This is a genomic window from Streptomyces sp. SLBN-31, assembly GCF_006715395.1.
Taxonomy (GTDB): Bacteria; Actinomycetota; Actinomycetes; order Streptomycetales; family Streptomycetaceae; genus Streptomyces.
The window spans coordinates 3,801,184-3,818,089 of the sequence record NZ_VFNC01000001.1 but is presented as its reverse complement, the minus strand read 5'-3'; the positions used below and the strand labels follow the sequence as shown (position 1 = coordinate 3,818,089).

At 69.5% G+C, this 16,906-nt stretch carries 11 protein-coding genes and 4 pseudogenes; 3 read left to right on the top strand and 12 right to left on the bottom strand.

Features of this window, described 5'->3' with window-relative positions; genetic code table 11:
* Positions 1–31: 31 nt before the first annotated feature.
* The 4 genes and pseudogenes from FBY22_RS17685 to FBY22_RS17665 all read right to left on the bottom strand — a co-directional run bounded on the left by FBY22_RS17685 (position 32) and on the right by FBY22_RS17665 (position 4,689).
* On the bottom strand, positions 32–832 hold the full coding sequence (locus tag FBY22_RS17685; protein WP_142146658.1) for a zf-HC2 domain-containing protein: 801 nt from the start codon (positions 830–832) through the stop codon (positions 32–34).
* Positions 829–1,368: an RNA polymerase sigma factor gene (locus FBY22_RS17680; RefSeq protein ID WP_142146656.1), complete on the bottom strand. Its 540-nt coding sequence runs from the start codon at positions 1,366–1,368 to the stop codon at positions 829–831. Before FBY22_RS17680 ends, FBY22_RS17685 begins: the two co-directional genes overlap by 4 nt.
* Positions 1,369–2,149: 781 nt before the next feature.
* A pseudogene (locus FBY22_RS17670) lies at positions 2,150–3,289 on the bottom strand (MFS transporter); the annotation flags it as partial.
* The gene (locus FBY22_RS17665) at positions 3,286–4,689 is read right to left on the bottom strand and encodes an NAD(P)-binding domain-containing protein (protein ID WP_142146654.1); all 1,404 of its coding nucleotides are present in this window, start codon (positions 4,687–4,689) and stop codon (positions 3,286–3,288) included. The gene FBY22_RS17665 and the pseudogene FBY22_RS17670, both read right to left, overlap by 4 nt.
* A 106-nt stretch (positions 4,690–4,795) precedes the next feature.
* On the opposite strand from FBY22_RS17665, the gene FBY22_RS17660 reads away from it, so the two are divergent.
* Both FBY22_RS17660 and FBY22_RS17655 read left to right on the top strand, forming a co-directional pair.
* Positions 4,796–5,974, top strand: a complete 1,179-nt coding sequence (locus FBY22_RS17660; protein WP_313905421.1) for an NAD(P)/FAD-dependent oxidoreductase — start codon at positions 4,796–4,798, stop codon at positions 5,972–5,974.
* Positions 5,899–6,276: a helix-turn-helix transcriptional regulator gene (locus FBY22_RS17655; protein WP_142146652.1), complete on the top strand. Its 378-nt coding sequence runs from the start codon at positions 5,899–5,901 to the stop codon at positions 6,274–6,276. Before FBY22_RS17660 ends, FBY22_RS17655 begins: the two co-directional genes overlap by 76 nt.
* Positions 6,277–6,459: 183 nt before the next feature.
* Here FBY22_RS17655 and FBY22_RS17650 read toward each other — a convergent pair whose 3' ends face one another.
* From FBY22_RS17650 to FBY22_RS17620, 7 genes and pseudogenes are all read right to left on the bottom strand, one after another.
* Entirely contained in the window at positions 6,460–6,873 is a 414-nt protein-coding gene (locus FBY22_RS17650; protein ID WP_142146650.1) for a hypothetical protein, read from the bottom strand.
* The gene (locus FBY22_RS17645; RefSeq protein WP_142146648.1) at positions 6,870–7,343 is read right to left on the bottom strand and encodes a protease inhibitor I42 family protein; all 474 of its coding nucleotides are present in this window, start codon (positions 7,341–7,343) and stop codon (positions 6,870–6,872) included. The genes FBY22_RS17650 and FBY22_RS17645 overlap by 4 nt, the downstream gene beginning before the upstream one ends.
* Before the next feature lie 9 nt (positions 7,344–7,352).
* Entirely contained in the window at positions 7,353–8,954 is a 1,602-nt protein-coding gene (locus FBY22_RS17640; RefSeq protein WP_142146646.1) for a peptidoglycan-binding protein, read from the bottom strand.
* Between the two features lie 172 nt (positions 8,955–9,126).
* A complete protein-coding gene (locus FBY22_RS17635; RefSeq protein WP_142146644.1) occupies positions 9,127–9,546 on the bottom strand; it encodes a WXG100 family type VII secretion target in 420 nt (139 codons plus the stop codon).
* A 180-nt stretch (positions 9,547–9,726) separates the two neighbouring features.
* Positions 9,727–10,586 (bottom strand): IS5 family transposase gene (locus FBY22_RS17630; RefSeq protein WP_399211483.1). Its coding sequence is split into 2 segments (ribosomal slippage): positions 9,727–10,232 and positions 10,232–10,586, totalling 861 coding nucleotides; the frame shifts between segments, so codons are not numbered across the junction.
* Between the two features lie 138 nt (positions 10,587–10,724).
* A pseudogene (locus tag FBY22_RS17625) lies at positions 10,725–11,930 on the bottom strand (IS701 family transposase).
* A gap of 315 nt (positions 11,931–12,245) precedes the next feature.
* Positions 12,246–12,665: a nuclear transport factor 2 family protein gene (locus tag FBY22_RS17620; protein WP_142146642.1), complete on the bottom strand. Its 420-nt coding sequence runs from the start codon at positions 12,663–12,665 to the stop codon at positions 12,246–12,248.
* Between the two features lie 190 nt (positions 12,666–12,855).
* Here FBY22_RS17620 and FBY22_RS17615 point away from each other — a divergent pair.
* Positions 12,856–14,231 (top strand): annotated as a pseudogene (locus FBY22_RS17615) (IS1380 family transposase).
* 165 nt (positions 14,232–14,396) lie between these two features.
* Here the strand turns inward: FBY22_RS17615 and FBY22_RS17610 are convergent.
* Positions 14,397–15,805: pseudogene (locus FBY22_RS17610) on the bottom strand (protein kinase).
* Between the last annotated feature and the right edge of the window lie 1,101 nt (positions 15,806–16,906).

Below are 16,906 nucleotides of genomic sequence, written 5' to 3'. Positions count from 1 at the left end.
TGTTGATCCAGTCGATCTTGATGGCGGTAAGTCAGTTGCCGCTGGCCAGGCGGCGGAAGTGGGATGCGGTGAGCGGGATGATCGCGGCGAGGGCCACCGTGCTCACTGCCCAGAAGGCGGTGCTGCCGTGCTGCAGTACCGGGGACAGGGACCGGGCCGCCAGGCTCGGCAACAGGACTGCCACGGACCAGGTCACCGCGAGTGCGATCGCCGCACGCTGTACGCCGATGCGGGCTCCGAGCACCAGGGTGGCCGCCGTGAACGCCAGGCATGGCAGCAGGGTCAGGGCCAGCGAAGTTCCGGTACTCACCCCCGCCACCAGCAGTGCCGGAACGAAGATGACGAGCACCGCGAGTGTCCGCCGCAGAACCATGGCCAGGCCGGCCGCGGGCGTGGTGGCGATCAGTTCCCAGGCCGGGTCGATCTGGCGGCTCCAGGCCACCGCGACGCCGGGCAGCGGAGCCACCGGAGCGAGCAGCAGTACGAGCGATGGCAGGCTCGGCTCTGCGGCGTCGAGGAGTACCCCGCAGCCCAGCACTGCGGCGGTCACCGCGAGCCAGGGCAGAAGCGTCCAGGCGAACCAGCGTCGGTGCACGGCCCCTGCCCGGGTACGGTGCCGGGCCGGCGACGGGCTCGTTCCGAGCGCCCGGTCGAGCGAGACGGCGACACGGTCGAGCAGATCCGTCGTGGCAGGGGTGGCGTGAGCGGCCAGTTGCCCACGGCAGTCGGCGCACCCGTCCAGATGTACCTCGATCGACCAGAGAGCGGCGTCGTCGAGTCCCAGCCCGCCCTCCGCGTATCGGGCCAGAAGCGTGGTGGTGGGATGAGTCATGACAGTGCCTCCCGCAACGCGATCCGGGCCCGACGTGCGCGGGTTTTGACCGTGCCCTCCGGCACGCTGAGCAGCACCGCGGTCTGGCGCACCGACAGGTCGTCGAGCACCATGGCCTGCAGCACCTGCCGCAACTCCGGCGGCAGCCGCAGTAGCGCCTGTTCGAAGTTCTGGTCGACGCGGGTCGCCATCACCTCGTCCTCGGCGGCGGGCGCGGTCGTCTCGAGCAGGGCAACGGTCGGCACCCGCTCATGCCGGGCGCGCCGACGGAACGCGTCGACGAGACGGTTGGCCGCGATGGTCCAGAGCCAGCCGAGCGCACTGCCCTGGGTCACGGAGCCCGCATAGCTGCCGGCCGCACGCCAAACCGCCAGATAGGTCTCCTGAAGCACGTCGGCGACGACGTCGTCGTCCGCACACCGGCGGCGGAGCCGGATCGCCAACCAGGGTGAGGTGCGCCGATACAACTCGTCGAACGCCGCCCGGTCGCCAACGGCGACGCGACGCACGAGTTCTGCCTCTTCGAGGCCTGCCATACCTTTCACGATCAGAAAGACGAAACGACCGTCGATTCAGGTTCTCGCACCGCCTCGCCGCCCACCGGAGAGAACATCCCGCTGCGCCGAGGGGGGCGACAGCACAGATCGCCGACCGGTGCACATCGCATCGTTGTCGGCGTCCTGCGCCCGAAGGTCCATCGGCGGCGGGCAAGGCCATCAAGGATGATCGACATATGGCGAAGGAGCGGTAGCGCCATGACCCTGCGCAGCAGCAGCATCCGTTTCCACCTGGAGCCCAGTTACGCGGTCAGTCGGGCGTCGGCTGCCTGTTCAGGCTGAGGTCGTCGGCTGCTCGCGGCCTGGGGCGCGCAGTTTCTGGTTGATGCGCCGGGCTTCTTCGAGCTGGTCTTCGGGGTTACCTTTTCAAGGACTTTGATGGCGAGGGCCGTATCCGACGGCGAGCAGATCCACTCCGGTGAGCCGCCGCAACGACTTCCGCACGGGGCAAGCTCGACGGCAGGCCCGTGTTCACCTCCGCCCTCGGCGCCCAGGGCTTGCGTGCCCTGGGCGCACCGGTTTCGCTGTCTTGTGCCCGGTCACTGGGTCTGGTGGCGGTACAGCCGTCCGTGGTTGCGCCACCAGAGCACCTTCCCGTCGGGTCCGCGCACGAAGTCGGAGCGAGTGCCGATCGGTTGGCCCCCGGCGTCGAGGTCGAGTGCGAAGTCCTGCTTGTAGAAGGCGGCTCCCAGCTCGGTGCTCTGGTCCTGGACCGAGTCCTCTTCTTCGGAGGCTGCTTCGTCCTGGCCGGCCGGGATCCGTAGCCGCCGAGTGGCACGGCCAGGGCGGCGCCAGCGAACGGCGCCAGGGCTGCCGCTGTGGTTGGCGGTGCCGCGAGGAGTCCGGAGAGGCGGCCGTAGTGCGTGGCGCCCCAGCGGTCGGTGATGGCGGTGGCCTGGAGCAGGGTGAGGTTGCCGCGGACCATGCCGGCCACGACCGCCACGGCGATGAGCAGGGCATACGGGCCGGGGAAGGCGGCAAACGCGGTGGTGGTCAGTCCGCTGAGCGCGATCAGGATCGTTGTGCGGGCCGTGGGGGTGGTGCGGCGGGCGATGGCTGCATACAGGGTGCGCCCGAGGGTCTGCCCGGCGCCGCCGAGGCCGAGGGCCCAGGCGGCCTGGCTTGTGGTGTACCCGCGTTCCAGCAGGAGCGGGACGAGGGCGACGACGACGGCGTACATCGCGAAGCCGGACAGGGCGAAGGCTGCGGCGAGCAGGAGAAACGCTCGGCTGCGCACAACTTCGGCGGCGCCCTCGGCCATGAGCGCGGGACTCGTTGGAGCGTCGGGCCAGGGTGCGCGCAGGGCCAGGGCGTGAGCGGGGATGGTGACGGTGGCGAGGATGACGGCGAGGACGAGGTAGGTGTGGCGCCAGGACAGATGGTGGGCCAGCAGAGCTGTAAGGGGTGCGAAGACGGTAGAGGCTAGGCCGCCGGCGAGGGTGACGATCGTCAGGGCGCGCACATGGTCGGGGGCACACCAACGGGTCAGGGCGGCAAACGCCGGCTGGTAGAAGGTGGCCGCCATCGCGAGCCCGGCCAGCGCCCAACCCGTAGTGAAGACCGGGATGTTCGGGGCCTCAGCCACGATCAGGAGGCTTACTACGCCGAGCACAGAACCGACGGTCATGACGGTGCGCGGGCCGCGCCGGTCCAGGATCCGGCCGACACGGATCCCGGCGAGGGCGGAGACGACGAGAGCGAGGGAGAACGCCGCGGTGGTCGCCCCGGCCGGCCAGCCGGTCGCGGCGGTGATCTGGGGGTTGAGGACGGGAAAGGCGTAGTAGACGATGCCCCAGCTCACGATCTGTGTGACGCAGAGGGCGGGCAGGGCGGCGCGGGGCCGCGACCGGTCCCCTGTTCCGGTCGCGGCCCCGTCACCTCGGGTGCTGAGGTCGGTCACGAGCCGCAGCAGCCGCCCGCCGGGGCCTGCTCAGCCGGTACCGCGACCGCGGCCGGGGCGCCGAGCTGGACGAGCTGCGGCGCGGGCGCGCAGCACCCGCCGCCGTCGCCCTGAGCGGCGTCGGGAGCGTCGAACAGTCCGGCGCCGCCGCACACTCCCGTCTCAGGCAGGGTGAGTTCCACGCGGTCGGCGGACTCGAGGTCACCGGCGATCGCGGCGGCGACGGAGCGGACCTGCTCGTAGCCAGTCATCGCCAGGAACGTCGGGGCGCGGCCGTAGGACTTCATTCCGACCAAGTACACGCCCTGCTCGGGGTGGGAGAGCTCGCGGTGGCCGTGCGGGTAGACGGTGCCGCAGGAGTGCTGGTTGGGGTCGATCAGCGGAGCGAGGGCAACCGGAGCCTGGAGACGCTCGTCCAGGCCGAGGCGCAGCTCGCCCAGGAAGGACAGGTCGGGGCGGAAGCCGGTCAGCACGATCACCTCATCGACCGCGTCCAGGCGGCGTCCGTCCTCGCCGACCAGGACCAAGCGGCCGTCGTCCGCCCGGTCCATCGCCTCGGTGCGGAAGCCGGTGACTGCGTCCGCGTGACCGGCGTCGACGGCGGCCTTCGCCGCCAGCCCGAGTGCGCCGCGTGCCGGGAGCTGGTCGGCCTCTCCGCCACCGAAGGTGGAGCCGGAGATGCCCCGGCGCAGGATCCAGACCCCCTTCGTGCCGGCGCCGTCGCCGGACTTGGCGAGGTCGGCGAGATAGGCAAGAGCGGTGAACGCCGAGGCACCGGAGCCGATCACAGCGGTGCGCTTGCCCGCGTACCGGGCGCGCACGACGGGGTCCTTCAGGTCCGGGACGCGGTAGGTGACGCGGTCGGCGGCCGCGCGCTCGCCAAGGGCCGGGAGTCCGCTGCCGCCGGCCGGGCTGGGCGTGGTCCAGGTGCCGGAGGCATCGATGACAGCGCGGGCGAAGACGCGCTCCTCACGGCCGTCGGCGTAAGCGACGTGCACGACGAACGGCTGGGCCTCGCGGTCGGCGTCCACGATGCGATCCCGCCCGGCCCTGGAAACGCCGGTGACGGTGGCGCCGGAGCGAACGCGGTCGCCGAGGACGTCGGCCAGGGGCTGCAGGTAGAGGTCGGCCCAGTCACCGCCGGAGGGGTAGGTCGCCGGGTCGGGCCGCGTCCAGCCGGTCGGGGCGAGAAGCTTCTCGGCAGCTGGGTCGACGACCTCGCCCCAGGTGGAGAACAGGCGCACGTGCGACCACTCGCGCACCGCGGCACCGGCCCTCTGGCCAGCTTCCAGGACCAGGGGCTCGATGCCCCGATCGACCAGGTGGGCGGCGGCGGCCAGACCAGCGGGGCCGGCTCCGATCACGACGACGGGCAGGTCGGTGGTGACGGGCGCGTTCACGGCGACTCCTTGCGTATTTCGACATCTGTCGATGGGTTGCGCGGCCCAGCATGACACCTGTATTGATGAGCGTCAACATAGACATTCATCGAAACGGGGGGAGCCGATGAAGCACATCGACATCACCGGGATCGGCGGCGGCCAGTCCGGACTCGCCACCGCCCACGCCCTGCTGCACCGCGAACTGTGGCCAGTGGTTCTGGTGGCGTCCAACCGCGTGGCGGGGTCGTGGCCGCGCTACTACGACAGCCTCACGCTCTTTTCGCCCGCCCGGTACAGTTCCCTGCCCGGCATACCGTTCCCCGGCGCCGACCGGGACCGCTATCCGCACCGCGACGAGGTGGTCGCCTACCTCACCGCCTACGCCGACCCTCTGAACGCCGAGATCCGGACCGACTGCCGTGTCACCGCGGTCCGCCGCGCCGACGACGTCTTCTCGCTGAAGCTGCAGGGCGGTGACCAGCTGTCCGCGCGGGCCGTCGTCGCGGCCTCCGGGACGTTCGGGCGCCCGCACCGGCCGGCATTGCCGGGCCTGGAGGAGTTCACGGGGCAGGTGCCGCACGCCGCCGACTACCGCACACCCGCCCCGTTCGCCGGCCGGCGGGTGGTCGTGGTCGGGGCGGGGAACTCCACGGTGCAGATCGCCGCCGAGCTCGGCAAGACCGTACGCGTCACGCTCGCCACCCGCAGGCCGGTGAAGTTCGCGGCGCAGCGCGTTCTGGGCCGCGACCTGCACTTCTGGCTTACGCGCAACGGCCTGGACAGCGCACCCCTCGGCCGACTCCTGCCGCGCCCTCCGGCGCAGCCGGTCCACGACGACGGCCGCTACCGGGCCGCCCTGGCTGCGGGACGGCCCGACCGGCGGCCGCTGTTCACCGGCGCCGACGGAGCCGAGCTCCTCTGGTCGGACGGGGAGCGAGAGGAAGTCGACGCGATCGTCCTCGCCACCGGCTACCACCCCGACCCGCCCTACCTCGCCCGCCTGGACGGCGCCCTCGACGCCGAGGGGAACCCCGGCACCGCGAGGGCCTCGCCACCGACGTGCCAGGGCTGGCGTTCGTCGGGCTGGAGTGGCAGCGCAGTCTGTCGTCGAACTCGCTGCGCGGCGTGGGCCGGGACGCGGACGGGATCGCCCGGCGCCTGGCCGCCCATCTCGCAAGCCGGTGAGGGCCCTCCCCACACTGGTTCGACATGTGTCAACATAGACGCATGTCGAATGCGAAGGTGCTGCCGCTGGTCGAGCCCGCTGACGGTCGGGGTGCGGCGCCGTGCTGCCCGCCGCTGACCGAACGCCCGATGAGCGCCGACGAGGCCGAGACCGCGGCGCGGATGTTCAAGGCGCTCGGTGACCCGGTGCGCCTTCGGCTGTTCTCTGCGGTGGCCTCGCACGAGGGTGGGGAGGCGTGCGTGTGCGACATCTCCGACGTCGGCGTCTCCCAGCCCACCGTCTCCCACCACCTGAAGAAGCTGAAGGAGGCCGGGCTGCTCACCTCCGAGCGGCGCAGCACCTGGGTGTACTACCGCGTCGAGCCGTCCGTGCTGGCCGCCATGGGACAGCTGCTGGTAGGCGCCTCGGCTGCGGCATGACCACAGACGCCCGCCGGCAATGCCCCCAGGGACGCTGCGACGCCGGGCAGTTGATAAAAGCGGTAGTGGACGAGGCGGGCGGGCGGCGATCTCGGCCGCGTCGGCCTGTTCGGCGGGCAGGTCGGTGATGGCGTAGACGGTCTGGCTGAGGTGTCGACCTGGACGGCCGCGGAGCCGCGCCGCTCACTCCCCGGCTGTCCGAGAGCGGTAGACGTGCCGGAGGCCGAGCAGTTCGGCGACGGCCTCCAGCCAGCGGGCGGCCTGCTCGTCGCCGTCGACCCCGTCGGCGGTGGTGGCCGCGGACTCCAGCCACGTACGCACCATGGACGCCGCATCGTCGCCCGGCACCGGCTCGCGCAGCTCGGCCGCGTACCGGACACCCCCGCTGCGTACCACCTTGGCGAGGAAGGCCACCGCCCGCGGCTGGATGCCGAGCCGGTCCAGCAGGACGGCGGCGCCCACCGCGCCGTCGCCGAACAGGGCGGTGCGGTGCGGTCCGGCGAAGGAGAGGCCGTAACGCAGCATCGCCGGGATGTCCGACTGCGCCAGCTCGTCGTCGGTCCGGCCGGGGGGCGGGGTCTGCGACGCGGAGGTCATGACTTCCTCACGGTGACGGTGAAGGTGTGGATGGTGGCTCGGTACTTCTTCTGGGGGGTGGGGCTGCCGCTGGGGACGGGGGACGGGGTGACGGGACCGCCGGCATCGCCGCCGCCGGCGCAGGCGCCGCGCGGGCACTGGATGAGCCGGATCTTCGTCGTGCCCGGACCGACGGCCTTGAAGCCGAAGGAGTCCGTTCCGCTCCCGCTGCCGACGGCGTCGTCGTCGGCCTTGATCTCCTCCTGTTTGCCCGTCTTCCGGACGACGTCAGGGTTGGGCTCCGGCGATGTCAGATACCACCACTCCCCCATCGCGGTGTCGACCGGAACGGACAGCCTGAACTCCTCCCCCGCATCCACCTGTATGTGCTTCTCACCCAGCTCGTAGGTGTCCGGCCCGGTGCTGCCGCAGCCCACGAGCAGGGTCATCAGCAGGGCGGGAAGGGCGAGTCGGCGCAGGGCGCTGGTCATGACGCTCACTTATCGGTCGGCGGGCAGGTGGACGGCGTACGCGTCGGGCATGCGGGAGTCGGAGGCCTTGTCCATGTGGCCGTTGACGAAGTCGTCCTCGCTCACCCACGTCGTCTGGCCCCACGGGTTGTAGATCTCCAGCATGTCGCCCTCCTGGCCGATCACCATCATCTGGTGTCCGACCCGGCTGCCGTCCTTCTCGTGCCCCTCCACTTCGAAGGGGACGGGTTTTCCCTCGGCGACGGACTTCTCGATGTCCGGCAGTACGTCACGGCGCTCGTCCGCACCGCGAACCTGCTCGTACTCGTACTTGCTGCCGGTGTGCGGGCTGATCTCGTCGTTGGCGATCTCGTTCTGCCCGTCACTGTCCATTCCATCCGGAACGTCGGACCACCAGTGCAGGTAGTCGCCGTCGCCTTCGTCGTGCAGGCGCAACTGTTCGTCGTGGAGACGGTGGCGGAAGGCGTCGGGGTCGTTCTCCTGTCCGGACGGTCCGCCGGTCAACTCCAGGGCGTAGAGGGGATCGACCATGGCGCGGGCGGTCACGGTGCTCGACGGCACACAGGTGTTGCCCTCCTGGGACCACTTCTCGTCGCCGAACCACTGGTAGTCGGTGTTGCGGTTCGACCCGTCCGGATTGAGCCCCTCGTCCACCTTGCTGTCGCCGGCCGTGACGATCGGGCTGAGGTGCTGCTGAAGCCAGTACGGGTCCTTGCCGTGGATCTTGTCGCGGAACTGGCCGACCTCGTCCACGTCGTAGCCCGCGGCCAGCGCCTTGACCAGATACGCCCGCTCCTGCGGTGTCTTGGCATCCGCGAGCATCTGCTCGAAGCGGGCCTGGTCCCGCGCGTTCATCTTCTCCATGAAACGGCCGGAACGTTCGAGGTCGCCCGCGGTGAGGAGTTCGTTCTCCTCCTGCGGGCCCCCGAACACGCCGACGTCGGCGAGGACGAGGCGGTCGGCGGCGGAGATGTTGTCGGTGTGCATGTGCCCGGCACGAGCCTCGGCCGCGTACTTGTTCAGCTCCCGCGCCGCCGTCCGCGCCGCGTCGTCCGCCTCCTGCGCGGCGGCGTAAAGGAAGTTGGCCCCCGTTCCCGCGATGTCCTGGGCCCGCTTGCGGTCGGCTTCCTCGTCGTCCGTCTCCACCATGTCGTCGAAGAAGCCGTCATCGCCGCCGAGCATCGTGCGGGCCTTGCGAAGCTGCTCGCGGCCGTCGTCGTCCTTGGACTGGGCGGAGGTGAGCGCGTCAGAGAGGTCGCAGAGGGCCTTGGACGCCTTATGGAACGCCTCGGCCATCTGCTCGGCGGAACGGCCGGCCGCCGCCACCACCTCGGCCGCCTTGGCGCCGGTGCTGCCCACCCACACCGATGGCAGCCCTGACGAGGCGACCTTCTCGACCCGGTGCTGTACGTCCGCGGCGTTGTCGGCCTGGCTCTTGTAGCGCTGGGCGATGGCGTCCAGGGTGCTCGGGGAGCCGACCGGCGCGGAGACACCGAGGAGGTTGCCGATGGCCTCCAGGACCTCGTTCTTGCTGTCGGCCGTCGCGAGGTCTCCCGTGTAACGGTCGATCTTTTCCTTGCGGTCGGTGGTGGATTCGCCTGCGTCAGCCATGTGGTGAGAGCCCCGCTGTCCTTGCTCGTCCTTGCCCAGGAGTCAGGTGTCAGGTGTCAGGTGTCAGGTGTCAGGTGGAAGCACACACGTCGGCCGGGTGCGCGAAGTCGCCGGCATGTCGATCTGTGTTGCGTGTGCCGTTGTGTCGATCTGTACGGCGTGTGCCGGTCAGTCAGTCGAAGTCGGCAAGGCTCGGCGGACGCGCGCCCGGGGTAGGGCCCGCGGTCGTCCCCGGATGGGCCGCGGCGGGTGTGGGCATGGTCGTCAGGCCGTCGTTCGTGCCCGCGGAGTGCAGCGCGACGATGGTGTCGTGGTCGGCGCCCTGGTAGTTCCGCTGGGAGATGCCGACCTTGTCCGCGAGTTCGTGCAGCGCGGCTTCCAGCGTCTTCGCCTCGGCCTGCCAGGCGGCGGCGAAGTTATCGTACGCGGGGCCGGAGTCGGAGCCGCCGAGAGCGTCCGGTGTGTAGCACATCTGGTCTTCCACGGCCTCGCGTATGGCGCCGACGTCGTTGCCTGCCTGGTCGAGCTTTCCGGCCTCGCCGTCCATGCCGCTCGCGTCGATCCTGTAGCCGCCCGAGCCCGCACCGGACATGCTCCCCGCCCCCTGACTGAACGGCCGAACACCCCCGTGCGTCCAGGCCTTCTGACCAGGGATGGTACCTGATCTCATGTCCTGAGCACGCGGCCTCCGTGCCACTGTCCGGGCTGGACGGACCGGCCTTCGGCATCGACTTCATACCAACGCGCTTATCGGCGCCGCCGCTAAGGTCCGTCAACAAACGGATCTTGCCCAGAGCAGGAATGACGCGAGTGTGACCGCCGCTTCGTAGGAAGTGGCGGTCTTTTCGTATCGGGTTATGCCGCGGAATCCCTTGAGCCGGTTGAAGCAGCGCTCAACGATGTTGCGTTGGCGGTAGATCTGCCGGTCGAACGCCGGTGGTCGCCCACCGCGGCGGCCGCGGTTATGCCTGTGTCGCTGCTGGTCGGTCTTCTCCGGGATGGTCTGCCCGATGCCGCGTTGGCGCAGGTAGGCCCGGAAGCCTCGGGAGCTGTAGGCCTTGTCCGCGATGACGTGGTCGGGCCTGCAGCGTGGCCGACCCAGGCCGGTGCGCGGCACGCGGATACGTTCCAGGAGGGGCCGTGCGCAGATGCCGTCGTGGCGTTGGCCAGGTGTCACCAGGATCGCGAGAGGCCGCCCGCGACCGTCGCAGGCGAGGTGGATTTTGGTGGTCAGGCCTCCTCGGGATCGGCCGAGGGCGTGATCGTCCGGTTCGTCCGGCCGAGGGATCCCCCTTTTCGGCCGGTGGCGGCGGCGTGCTGGTGGGCGCGGACGATGGTGGAGTCGATCTGGACGAGCCAGTCGATGTCGCCGTCTGCGTCTGCACGGGCCTGGATCCGCTGCAGGGCCCGGGTGAACACACCGTCCAGGGCATAACGTCGGAAGCGGGTGTAGACGGTCTGCCATGGGCCGTAGCGTTCCGGCAGGTCACGCCAGGAGATCCCAGTCCGGATCTTGTAAACCATCCCGTTGATGACCTGCCGGTCCGGCACCCGCGGCCGGCCCGTCGCAGCCCGCGGTATCAGCGGAGCGAGTAACTTCCACTCCTGATCGGTGAGTTCATGACGGCGTATCACCCCACCATGATCCACCATCCGATGATCTTTGAAGACGGACCCTAGTACTCCAGCAGCGGTTCGTGTCCTGAGCTGCGTTTTCGTAGTGGCAGCGGCGGGCGGTGGCTTGGTGGTGTCTTCTCCAGGCCGACGACTTCAGTGCGTGGATGACGGGATCGCGTTCGGCTCGTGGACGGGGCAGGAGAGCGTCCAGGAGCCGCCGGATATCTGCCACAGTGAGCGGGACGGGTGCTGATCCGTTTCTGCAGCCCCTTTTGCCCCGCCGTCGGCCTGCGCTGCGAGTGCGGTCAGGTCGGCGTGGGCGAGCATCGACAGGGTGATGTGCCGATACCAGCCGGTGTAGCGGCGGACCTCGTATTGATCCAGACCGCACTCGTTCTTCGCGGCCTGGAAACACTCCCCGATCGCCCAGCGGGAGCCGGCGATACGGACGAGTTCGGCAGCTCGATGCCGACGGCTGCGCAGGCGAGGTAGTAGGCGACTTCGCCGGGGTCGGAGAGGCTGCGGCGGGCCATCAACCAGCGGTGATGGGTCGGCGGATCGGGATCGAAGATCAGGTTGTTGGGCAGCTTGGCCGCGGCCCACTCGTAGACCCGTGGCCCTTCGGACCCCTCACCGCAGGACAGCCGCTGCCAGGCATCAAGGGGTGCTTCCTCGATGAGTTGGTCGATGCGCCAGATCCCGGCCAGGGATTTGATCTGCTGGGACTTCCGCGACCAAGTAACCGACGTCGAGCTGTTCGAGCAGGCGACGGAGGTGCCAGTCCTGTCCGTAAGCCTCATCGGCGGTGACACACGCGGCGGGCAGTCCGGCGGCCATGCAGCGGCGGACGATGTCCCGGGCCAGCTCGCCCTTGGTCGCGAAACCTCGTTCATCCGGGATCTTCGCCGCCCGGCAGCGGTCACGGTCAGACGTCCAGGCTTTCGGCAGGTAGAGCTCCCGGTCCACCAGAGCCCGGCCCAAGCTGGTGGCATAGGCGGCGAACACTCCGATCTGACAGTTGTCGATCTTTCCCGAAGTGCCGGTGTACTGGCGGCCGACCCCCGCCGAGGTGGTGCCCTTCTTGATGAACCCGGTGTCGTCGAGAATCAACACACCACCTGGTCCGAGCCGTTCAGCTACGTAATCACGCACATCGTCACGCACGGTGTCTGCGTCTCAGATACTGCTGTTCAACAGCCGCTGGAAACCGTCAGGGGTGTGGTGACCAACCCGTTCCGCGAGCTGCCAGCCGTTCTTGCGTGTCGGCCGCCCCAGCAGACCGCGGACGTAGTCCCGCATCCGCCACCGCAGATCTGCCCGAGCGAACCTGCCCGCCACCCGAGCAAACACCGACTCCAACTCGGCAGCTCAGCCAGCGACTTCAGTCATCCCCTCCATACCAGGACAACGACAACCGCCAGCTCAAGGACACGAACCGCTGCTGGAGTACTAACCTCGCGCTTTCGCGAGTGTGAGGGTCCGAGGCTTGAACAAGTAAGCGAGGAGTGCGTCTGACCTCGGACGATGGGACTTGTCTAGGGGCCTGTTCCTCGTCAGTAAAGCTGCACCCCTCAGGTGAAGAAGAGTATCTGGTCGTATCCGTGAATCCGCGTCGAGGGCGATGGCCGCGGTCGGTTCGCGGACCAGTGCCGTCCTGCTAGTCGAGACCATGGGTTACGTCGACGGGGGCAGGTCCCCGAAAGTGTGGGCGAACAGCTTGCTGACCACCTTCCACGTCCCCTCGATACGCGCGAGCTGGAAATAGTCGATGAAGGACAGCGACCCCCAGTAGCCCTCCTCGGCCACCACGGCCGTGGCAGCGTCTCCCGTCTGCTGCACCGAGAGGATGCGCGCACGATGGTTGCCCGTGTCACCCGGCTCCTTCGCCGCCAGCTCGATGAACTTTGCGATCGGCATGTCGTAGCGGGTACCGGCGACCGAGCCGAACATCCGGGCGTCCGGATGCGAGGCTTCCTTGAGCTTCGCGATGTCGCCCTTCGCCTCGCCGTCGAGGAAGAGCTGCACGACTCCGCGCACCTCGTCGTACTCGCGGACTGCGCCCTCGCCGGCCTGGCTGCCAGGTGCCTGGGTCATGACGCCACCTCTTTGCTTTCCCAGTGCCGCGTCAACAGCGGTTGAGCCGAGCGGTCTGTTACCAGCCTAACCAGCCTCGGGCCTTCACGCAGGGGCTGTCCGGCACGTGATCGCATCAGCAGAAAGTGCCTCTGACCAGGGAGAATGAGGATTACTGAGGTCCTTGTTCCCACGTCGGAGGCACTTTCAGGTGAAGAAGCGTATCGGGGCCTACCCGCGTGTCCGCGCCGAGGGCGGCGGTCGCGGAGTGGTTTCACAGGCCGGGGCGGTGCAGCTGGTCGAGACGATCCGCAAGTCCGGTCTGGATGAGGCTATCGGCGGCACTCGTGCCATGGCGCAAACCGCGAGCGGTGCATGATCCGGGCAAGATCCTGCTTGATGTCGCGCTCGCGGTAGCGCTCGGCGGTGACTGCCTGGCAGACGTGGGCATGCTGCGGGCCGAGTCGGCGGTGTTCGGGCCGGTGGCCTCCGATCCGACGGTGTCCCGGCTGATCGGCGCGCTGGCAGCGGGCGGGAAGCGTGCGCTGACCGCACTGCGGCAGGCCCGCGCCCAAGTCCGCGAACACGCCTGGAGGTTGGCCGGTGACGTGGCTCCGGACGCGGCCGGGCAGGTGGTCGTCGACCTGGACGGGGTGCTGGTCATAGCGCATTCCGAGAAACAGGATGCGGCCGCAAACTGGAAGAAGTCATTCGGGCACCATCCGCTGATGGGGTTCGTCGACCACGGCCGGGGCGGGTCCGGGGAGCCGGTGGCCGGGCGGCTGCGGCCCGGGGAACGCGGGCAGCAACACCGCCGCCGACCACATCGATGCCGCCCGTCTCGCATTGGCGCAGCTGCCGAAGAAGTACCGGCGAGGACGGCAGACGCTGATCCGCACCGACTCAGGCGGCTGCACCCACGAATTCGTCGACTGGCTTTCCGCCCGCGGCCGGTGGCTGTCCTACTCGGTCGGCATGACCATCACCGACGCCATCCACCAGGCCGTTCTGAAGGTCCTGGCATCGGCCTGGACACCGGCCGTCGAGCCCGATGACGAGATCCGCGATGGCGCCTGGGTGGCCGAGCTCGACGGCGACTGCCTCAAGGGTCGGCCCAAGGGGACGCGGCTGATCGTGCGGAAGGAACGGCCCCACCCCGGCGCCCAGCTGCGGTTCACCGACGCCGACGGCATGCGCCTGACCAGTTTCGCCACAAACACCCACCACACCCCGATCGCCGAGCTGGAGCTGCGGCACCGCCAGCGGGCCCGCGCCGAGGACCGCATTCGTGCAGCACGGGCCACCGGCCTGCGCAACCTGCCCCTGCACGATGCGGCACAGAACCAGGTCTGGCTGGAGATCGTCCAGCTCGCACTGGACCTGCCGGCCTGGATGCCGATGCTCGCCCTCACTGGCACCGCCCGGCTCTGGGAACCCCGCCGCCTGCGGCTACGGCTGTTCTCCACAGCCGCCCAGCTCGTCACCACCGGCCGCCGCCGCTTCCTCCGCCTCGCGGCCCACTGGCCCTGGACCAAGGTGATCACCACCGCGCTCGCCCGGCTCGATGCTCCCCCCAGCCCAGGCTGACCAGCAGCGTCCTGTCCCTGCGAACAGCACACCCGGAGCCGTGGAACCCGGCGCCCATCCGGTGCGACAGCCGGGCCACCAGCATGCCCGCAAGCAGAAATCACCGCTCTGAACGAGCCGAAAGGGTCCGTCAGCAAGCTGACGGACCCTCATGCAAGATCGAGGCTAATGCGTCAGGCTTGGGCTGGGCGGTGCGCCGGTAGCGGCGCCGCCCTCCGAAGGCCCTGGCGATGCGGACTCCGTGTCAGCGGTTGGCGCCGCCGCTGGTGTCGTCCGACTCGGGCCAACTGCCTCCGGCGGTGTGGAGGCGCTCCAGCTCGGGCTCGGGCCAGCTGCCTCGCCTGCGGTCGGCGCGGAGTGTGGCGGCGGTGACGCCGATCCGGGCAGCCTTGAACTCGCGGGCGGTGTGGAGGCGCTCCGGCTCGGGCTCGGGCCAGTTGCCTCGCCTGCGGTCGGCGCGGAGTGTGGCGGCAGTGACGCCGATCCGGGCAGCGTTGAGCTCGGGGTAGCCGCCGGATAAGAAGCCCCGAGTGTCCTGGAGACGGGCTGGGCATGAGATCCGGCTGGCGCAGTCGAGGGGTGGGACGCACCCAATGCCCTAGAGGGAGTCTGAGCGGCGCGAGAGGTAGTTGGGAGGACACCGGGCCCGCTCTTGGCGGTCGCGGAAGGCGGGTGCGACGGGGTTGCGGCAGGCGTCACTACTGCCCCGTCGTCGCTTCCGCTGGTGCTCGATGTGGCGGCGAGAGCCACGCCCAGGGCCACGGAGAGGGCCAGGGCGGTGCCCACTGCCAGGCGACGGCCGTGGCGAGTGCCGCCGGGGAGGTCGCCTGGCGTGACCGCCGCCTCCTGAGACCGTATGTGTTCCTCCGCTCCAAGGTGAGCGGTCGGCCGCGTCAGAAGGCGCGTCTCGGAGGGCGCCGAGAGCGGCAGGGAAAATGGATCGGGTTCGGCGTGCTGGGAGGCGAGGGCTTGCGCGCACTGCTCGGCGTCCGGGCGGGCCTCGGGGTCCTGGGCGGTCATGGCCCGCAACAGAGCCGCGAGGTCCGAGGGGACCCAGGTGGGGACCTCGGGTGAGCGGTGTAGGTGGGCGACGGCCGCTTCCAATGGTGTGCCCTGGTACTCCGGTTCGCCTTTCAGGCACTCCAGCAGGACCAAGCCCAGCGCGTAGACGTCGGCGGCCGGTCCGATCCGCCTGCCCTCAACCTGCTCCGGCGCCACATAGGCGGCGGTGCCTATCAGCACGTCCGGTGCCGTGTGGCGGGTGGCGTCGGCCAGACGCGCGATGCCGAAATCGGCCAGGTGAGGAGCACCGGCGGCGTCGAGGAGGATGTTCGACGGTTTGATATCTCGATGCACGACGCCGGCCCCTTGATCAGTTGCATGACCAGGTAGGCGCGGTCGTCGTGGCGGCCGGCGTCGTAGACGGTGACCAGTCCCGGGTGCTGCAGGCGGCCCAGAAGGACGGCCTCCGCGGTGAGACGGTCCTCCGCCTGCGGGTCCGGGCCGGGCCGGAAGACCTTGACGGCCACGGGCCGCCCAAGGTGCGTGTCGACGCCCTCATAGACGTCGGCCATGCCCCCGGACCCGATTCGCGCGCCCAACAAGTAGCGCCCACAGAGGACTTCGGCGGACTGCTCATCCGCTCGGACCGGCGCGGGCGTCGGCGGAGCTGCTGATTGGGAGGCCTTCATCTGGTTCTCCGTTGCTGTCACCGCATACCGGATTCGGCCATGGGCCATGCTACGAGGCGGGTACCCCCAGCCTGTGTGACATATCCGGACCAAGTCCGCGCAGCGACAAATACGGCCCCGCTTCCCCCGAGGCTCGTGCCTTGCGCCCGGTCAGGCAAAGCTGTCAGCCGCAGAGTCGGTCCTCATCACCTGCCTCCGCCGCCAGGCGCTTCCCGGGCAGCTCACTGACCGGTACGCCGACAGCCGGCCAGGTGCGGCGGCCGAGGGTGTGCTGTTGCAGCCTCCCGCCACGTCGGTCAGCACGGACCCTGACTGACCGGTGCTGGCCTCAGATGTCGTAGGCGAAGCTGGCCCACAACAGTCTCCGGACCGCCCCTTGGACCTCACGTCAGCGGACCATCGCTGCACATGGCCCATTAACGCTGAGCGTCCAACAGGGCCGCACCGCGAGCCTTCGCTGAGGGGCAGAGGACATCTCCATCCCCGGCACCGACTCGCCGTCCCTGGTGCACATTTCATGGTCGTGGTAGCAGTACGTCCCGGGCGCCTGGTTTGCGGGAATAGCGAGATGGTAGGTCAGGGTCTGACCAGGCTGAGCGGACACCATGATGTTGTCCGCGCTTTCCTTCGGGGGCGCAGCTCCGGAAACCTGAACTTGAACTCGTGATGTCGGTCGGCTCCTGGCGTCGTATAGATCGGAGACCGCTGGACGCTCGCCGTTCGGGATCAAGAGCGTGGCTGCAGCCAGTGACACGCGGAGGCCCGTGTCACCTGGATGTCGTCGCTCCATGAACAGACCTCCAGCCACGACAGGTAGCCGCCCTGCGCGAAGACCAGAAAGCACACTGCTGCTGCGTGGCTGGTCGAAGTCGGTTTGCCCTCAGGGTGTTCGGCCGCATCGCGCGGCGAGCTGCCCCCCATAGCCCGTACATAGGGAAAACCCTGGAAAGGCGGGCGTGCTCTTGTCGCTGCGGCCTGCAGAGC

Coding starts and splice junctions, on each gene's coding strand:
- FBY22_RS17685 (WP_142146658.1), bottom strand. CDS start 832: ATGACTCATCCCACCACCACGCTTCTGGCCCGATACGCGGAGGGCGGG.
- FBY22_RS17680 (WP_142146656.1), bottom strand. CDS start 1,368: ATGGCAGGCCTCGAAGAGGCAGAACTCGTGCGTCGCGTCGCCGTTGGC.
- FBY22_RS17660 (WP_313905421.1), top strand. CDS start 4,796: ATGAAGCACATCGACATCACCGGGATCGGCGGCGGCCAGTCCGGACTC.
- FBY22_RS17655 (WP_142146652.1), top strand. CDS start 5,899: ATGTCGAATGCGAAGGTGCTGCCGCTGGTCGAGCCCGCTGACGGTCGG.
- FBY22_RS17650 (WP_142146650.1), bottom strand. CDS start 6,873: ATGACCTCCGCGTCGCAGACCCCGCCCCCCGGCCGGACCGACGACGAG.
- FBY22_RS17645 (WP_142146648.1), bottom strand. CDS start 7,343: ATGACCAGCGCCCTGCGCCGACTCGCCCTTCCCGCCCTGCTGATGACC.
- FBY22_RS17640 (WP_142146646.1), bottom strand. CDS start 8,954: ATGGCTGACGCAGGCGAATCCACCACCGACCGCAAGGAAAAGATCGAC.
- FBY22_RS17635 (WP_142146644.1), bottom strand. CDS start 9,546: ATGTCCGGTGCGGGCTCGGGCGGCTACAGGATCGACGCGAGCGGCATG.
- FBY22_RS17620 (WP_142146642.1), bottom strand. CDS start 12,665: ATGACCCAGGCACCTGGCAGCCAGGCCGGCGAGGGCGCAGTCCGCGAG.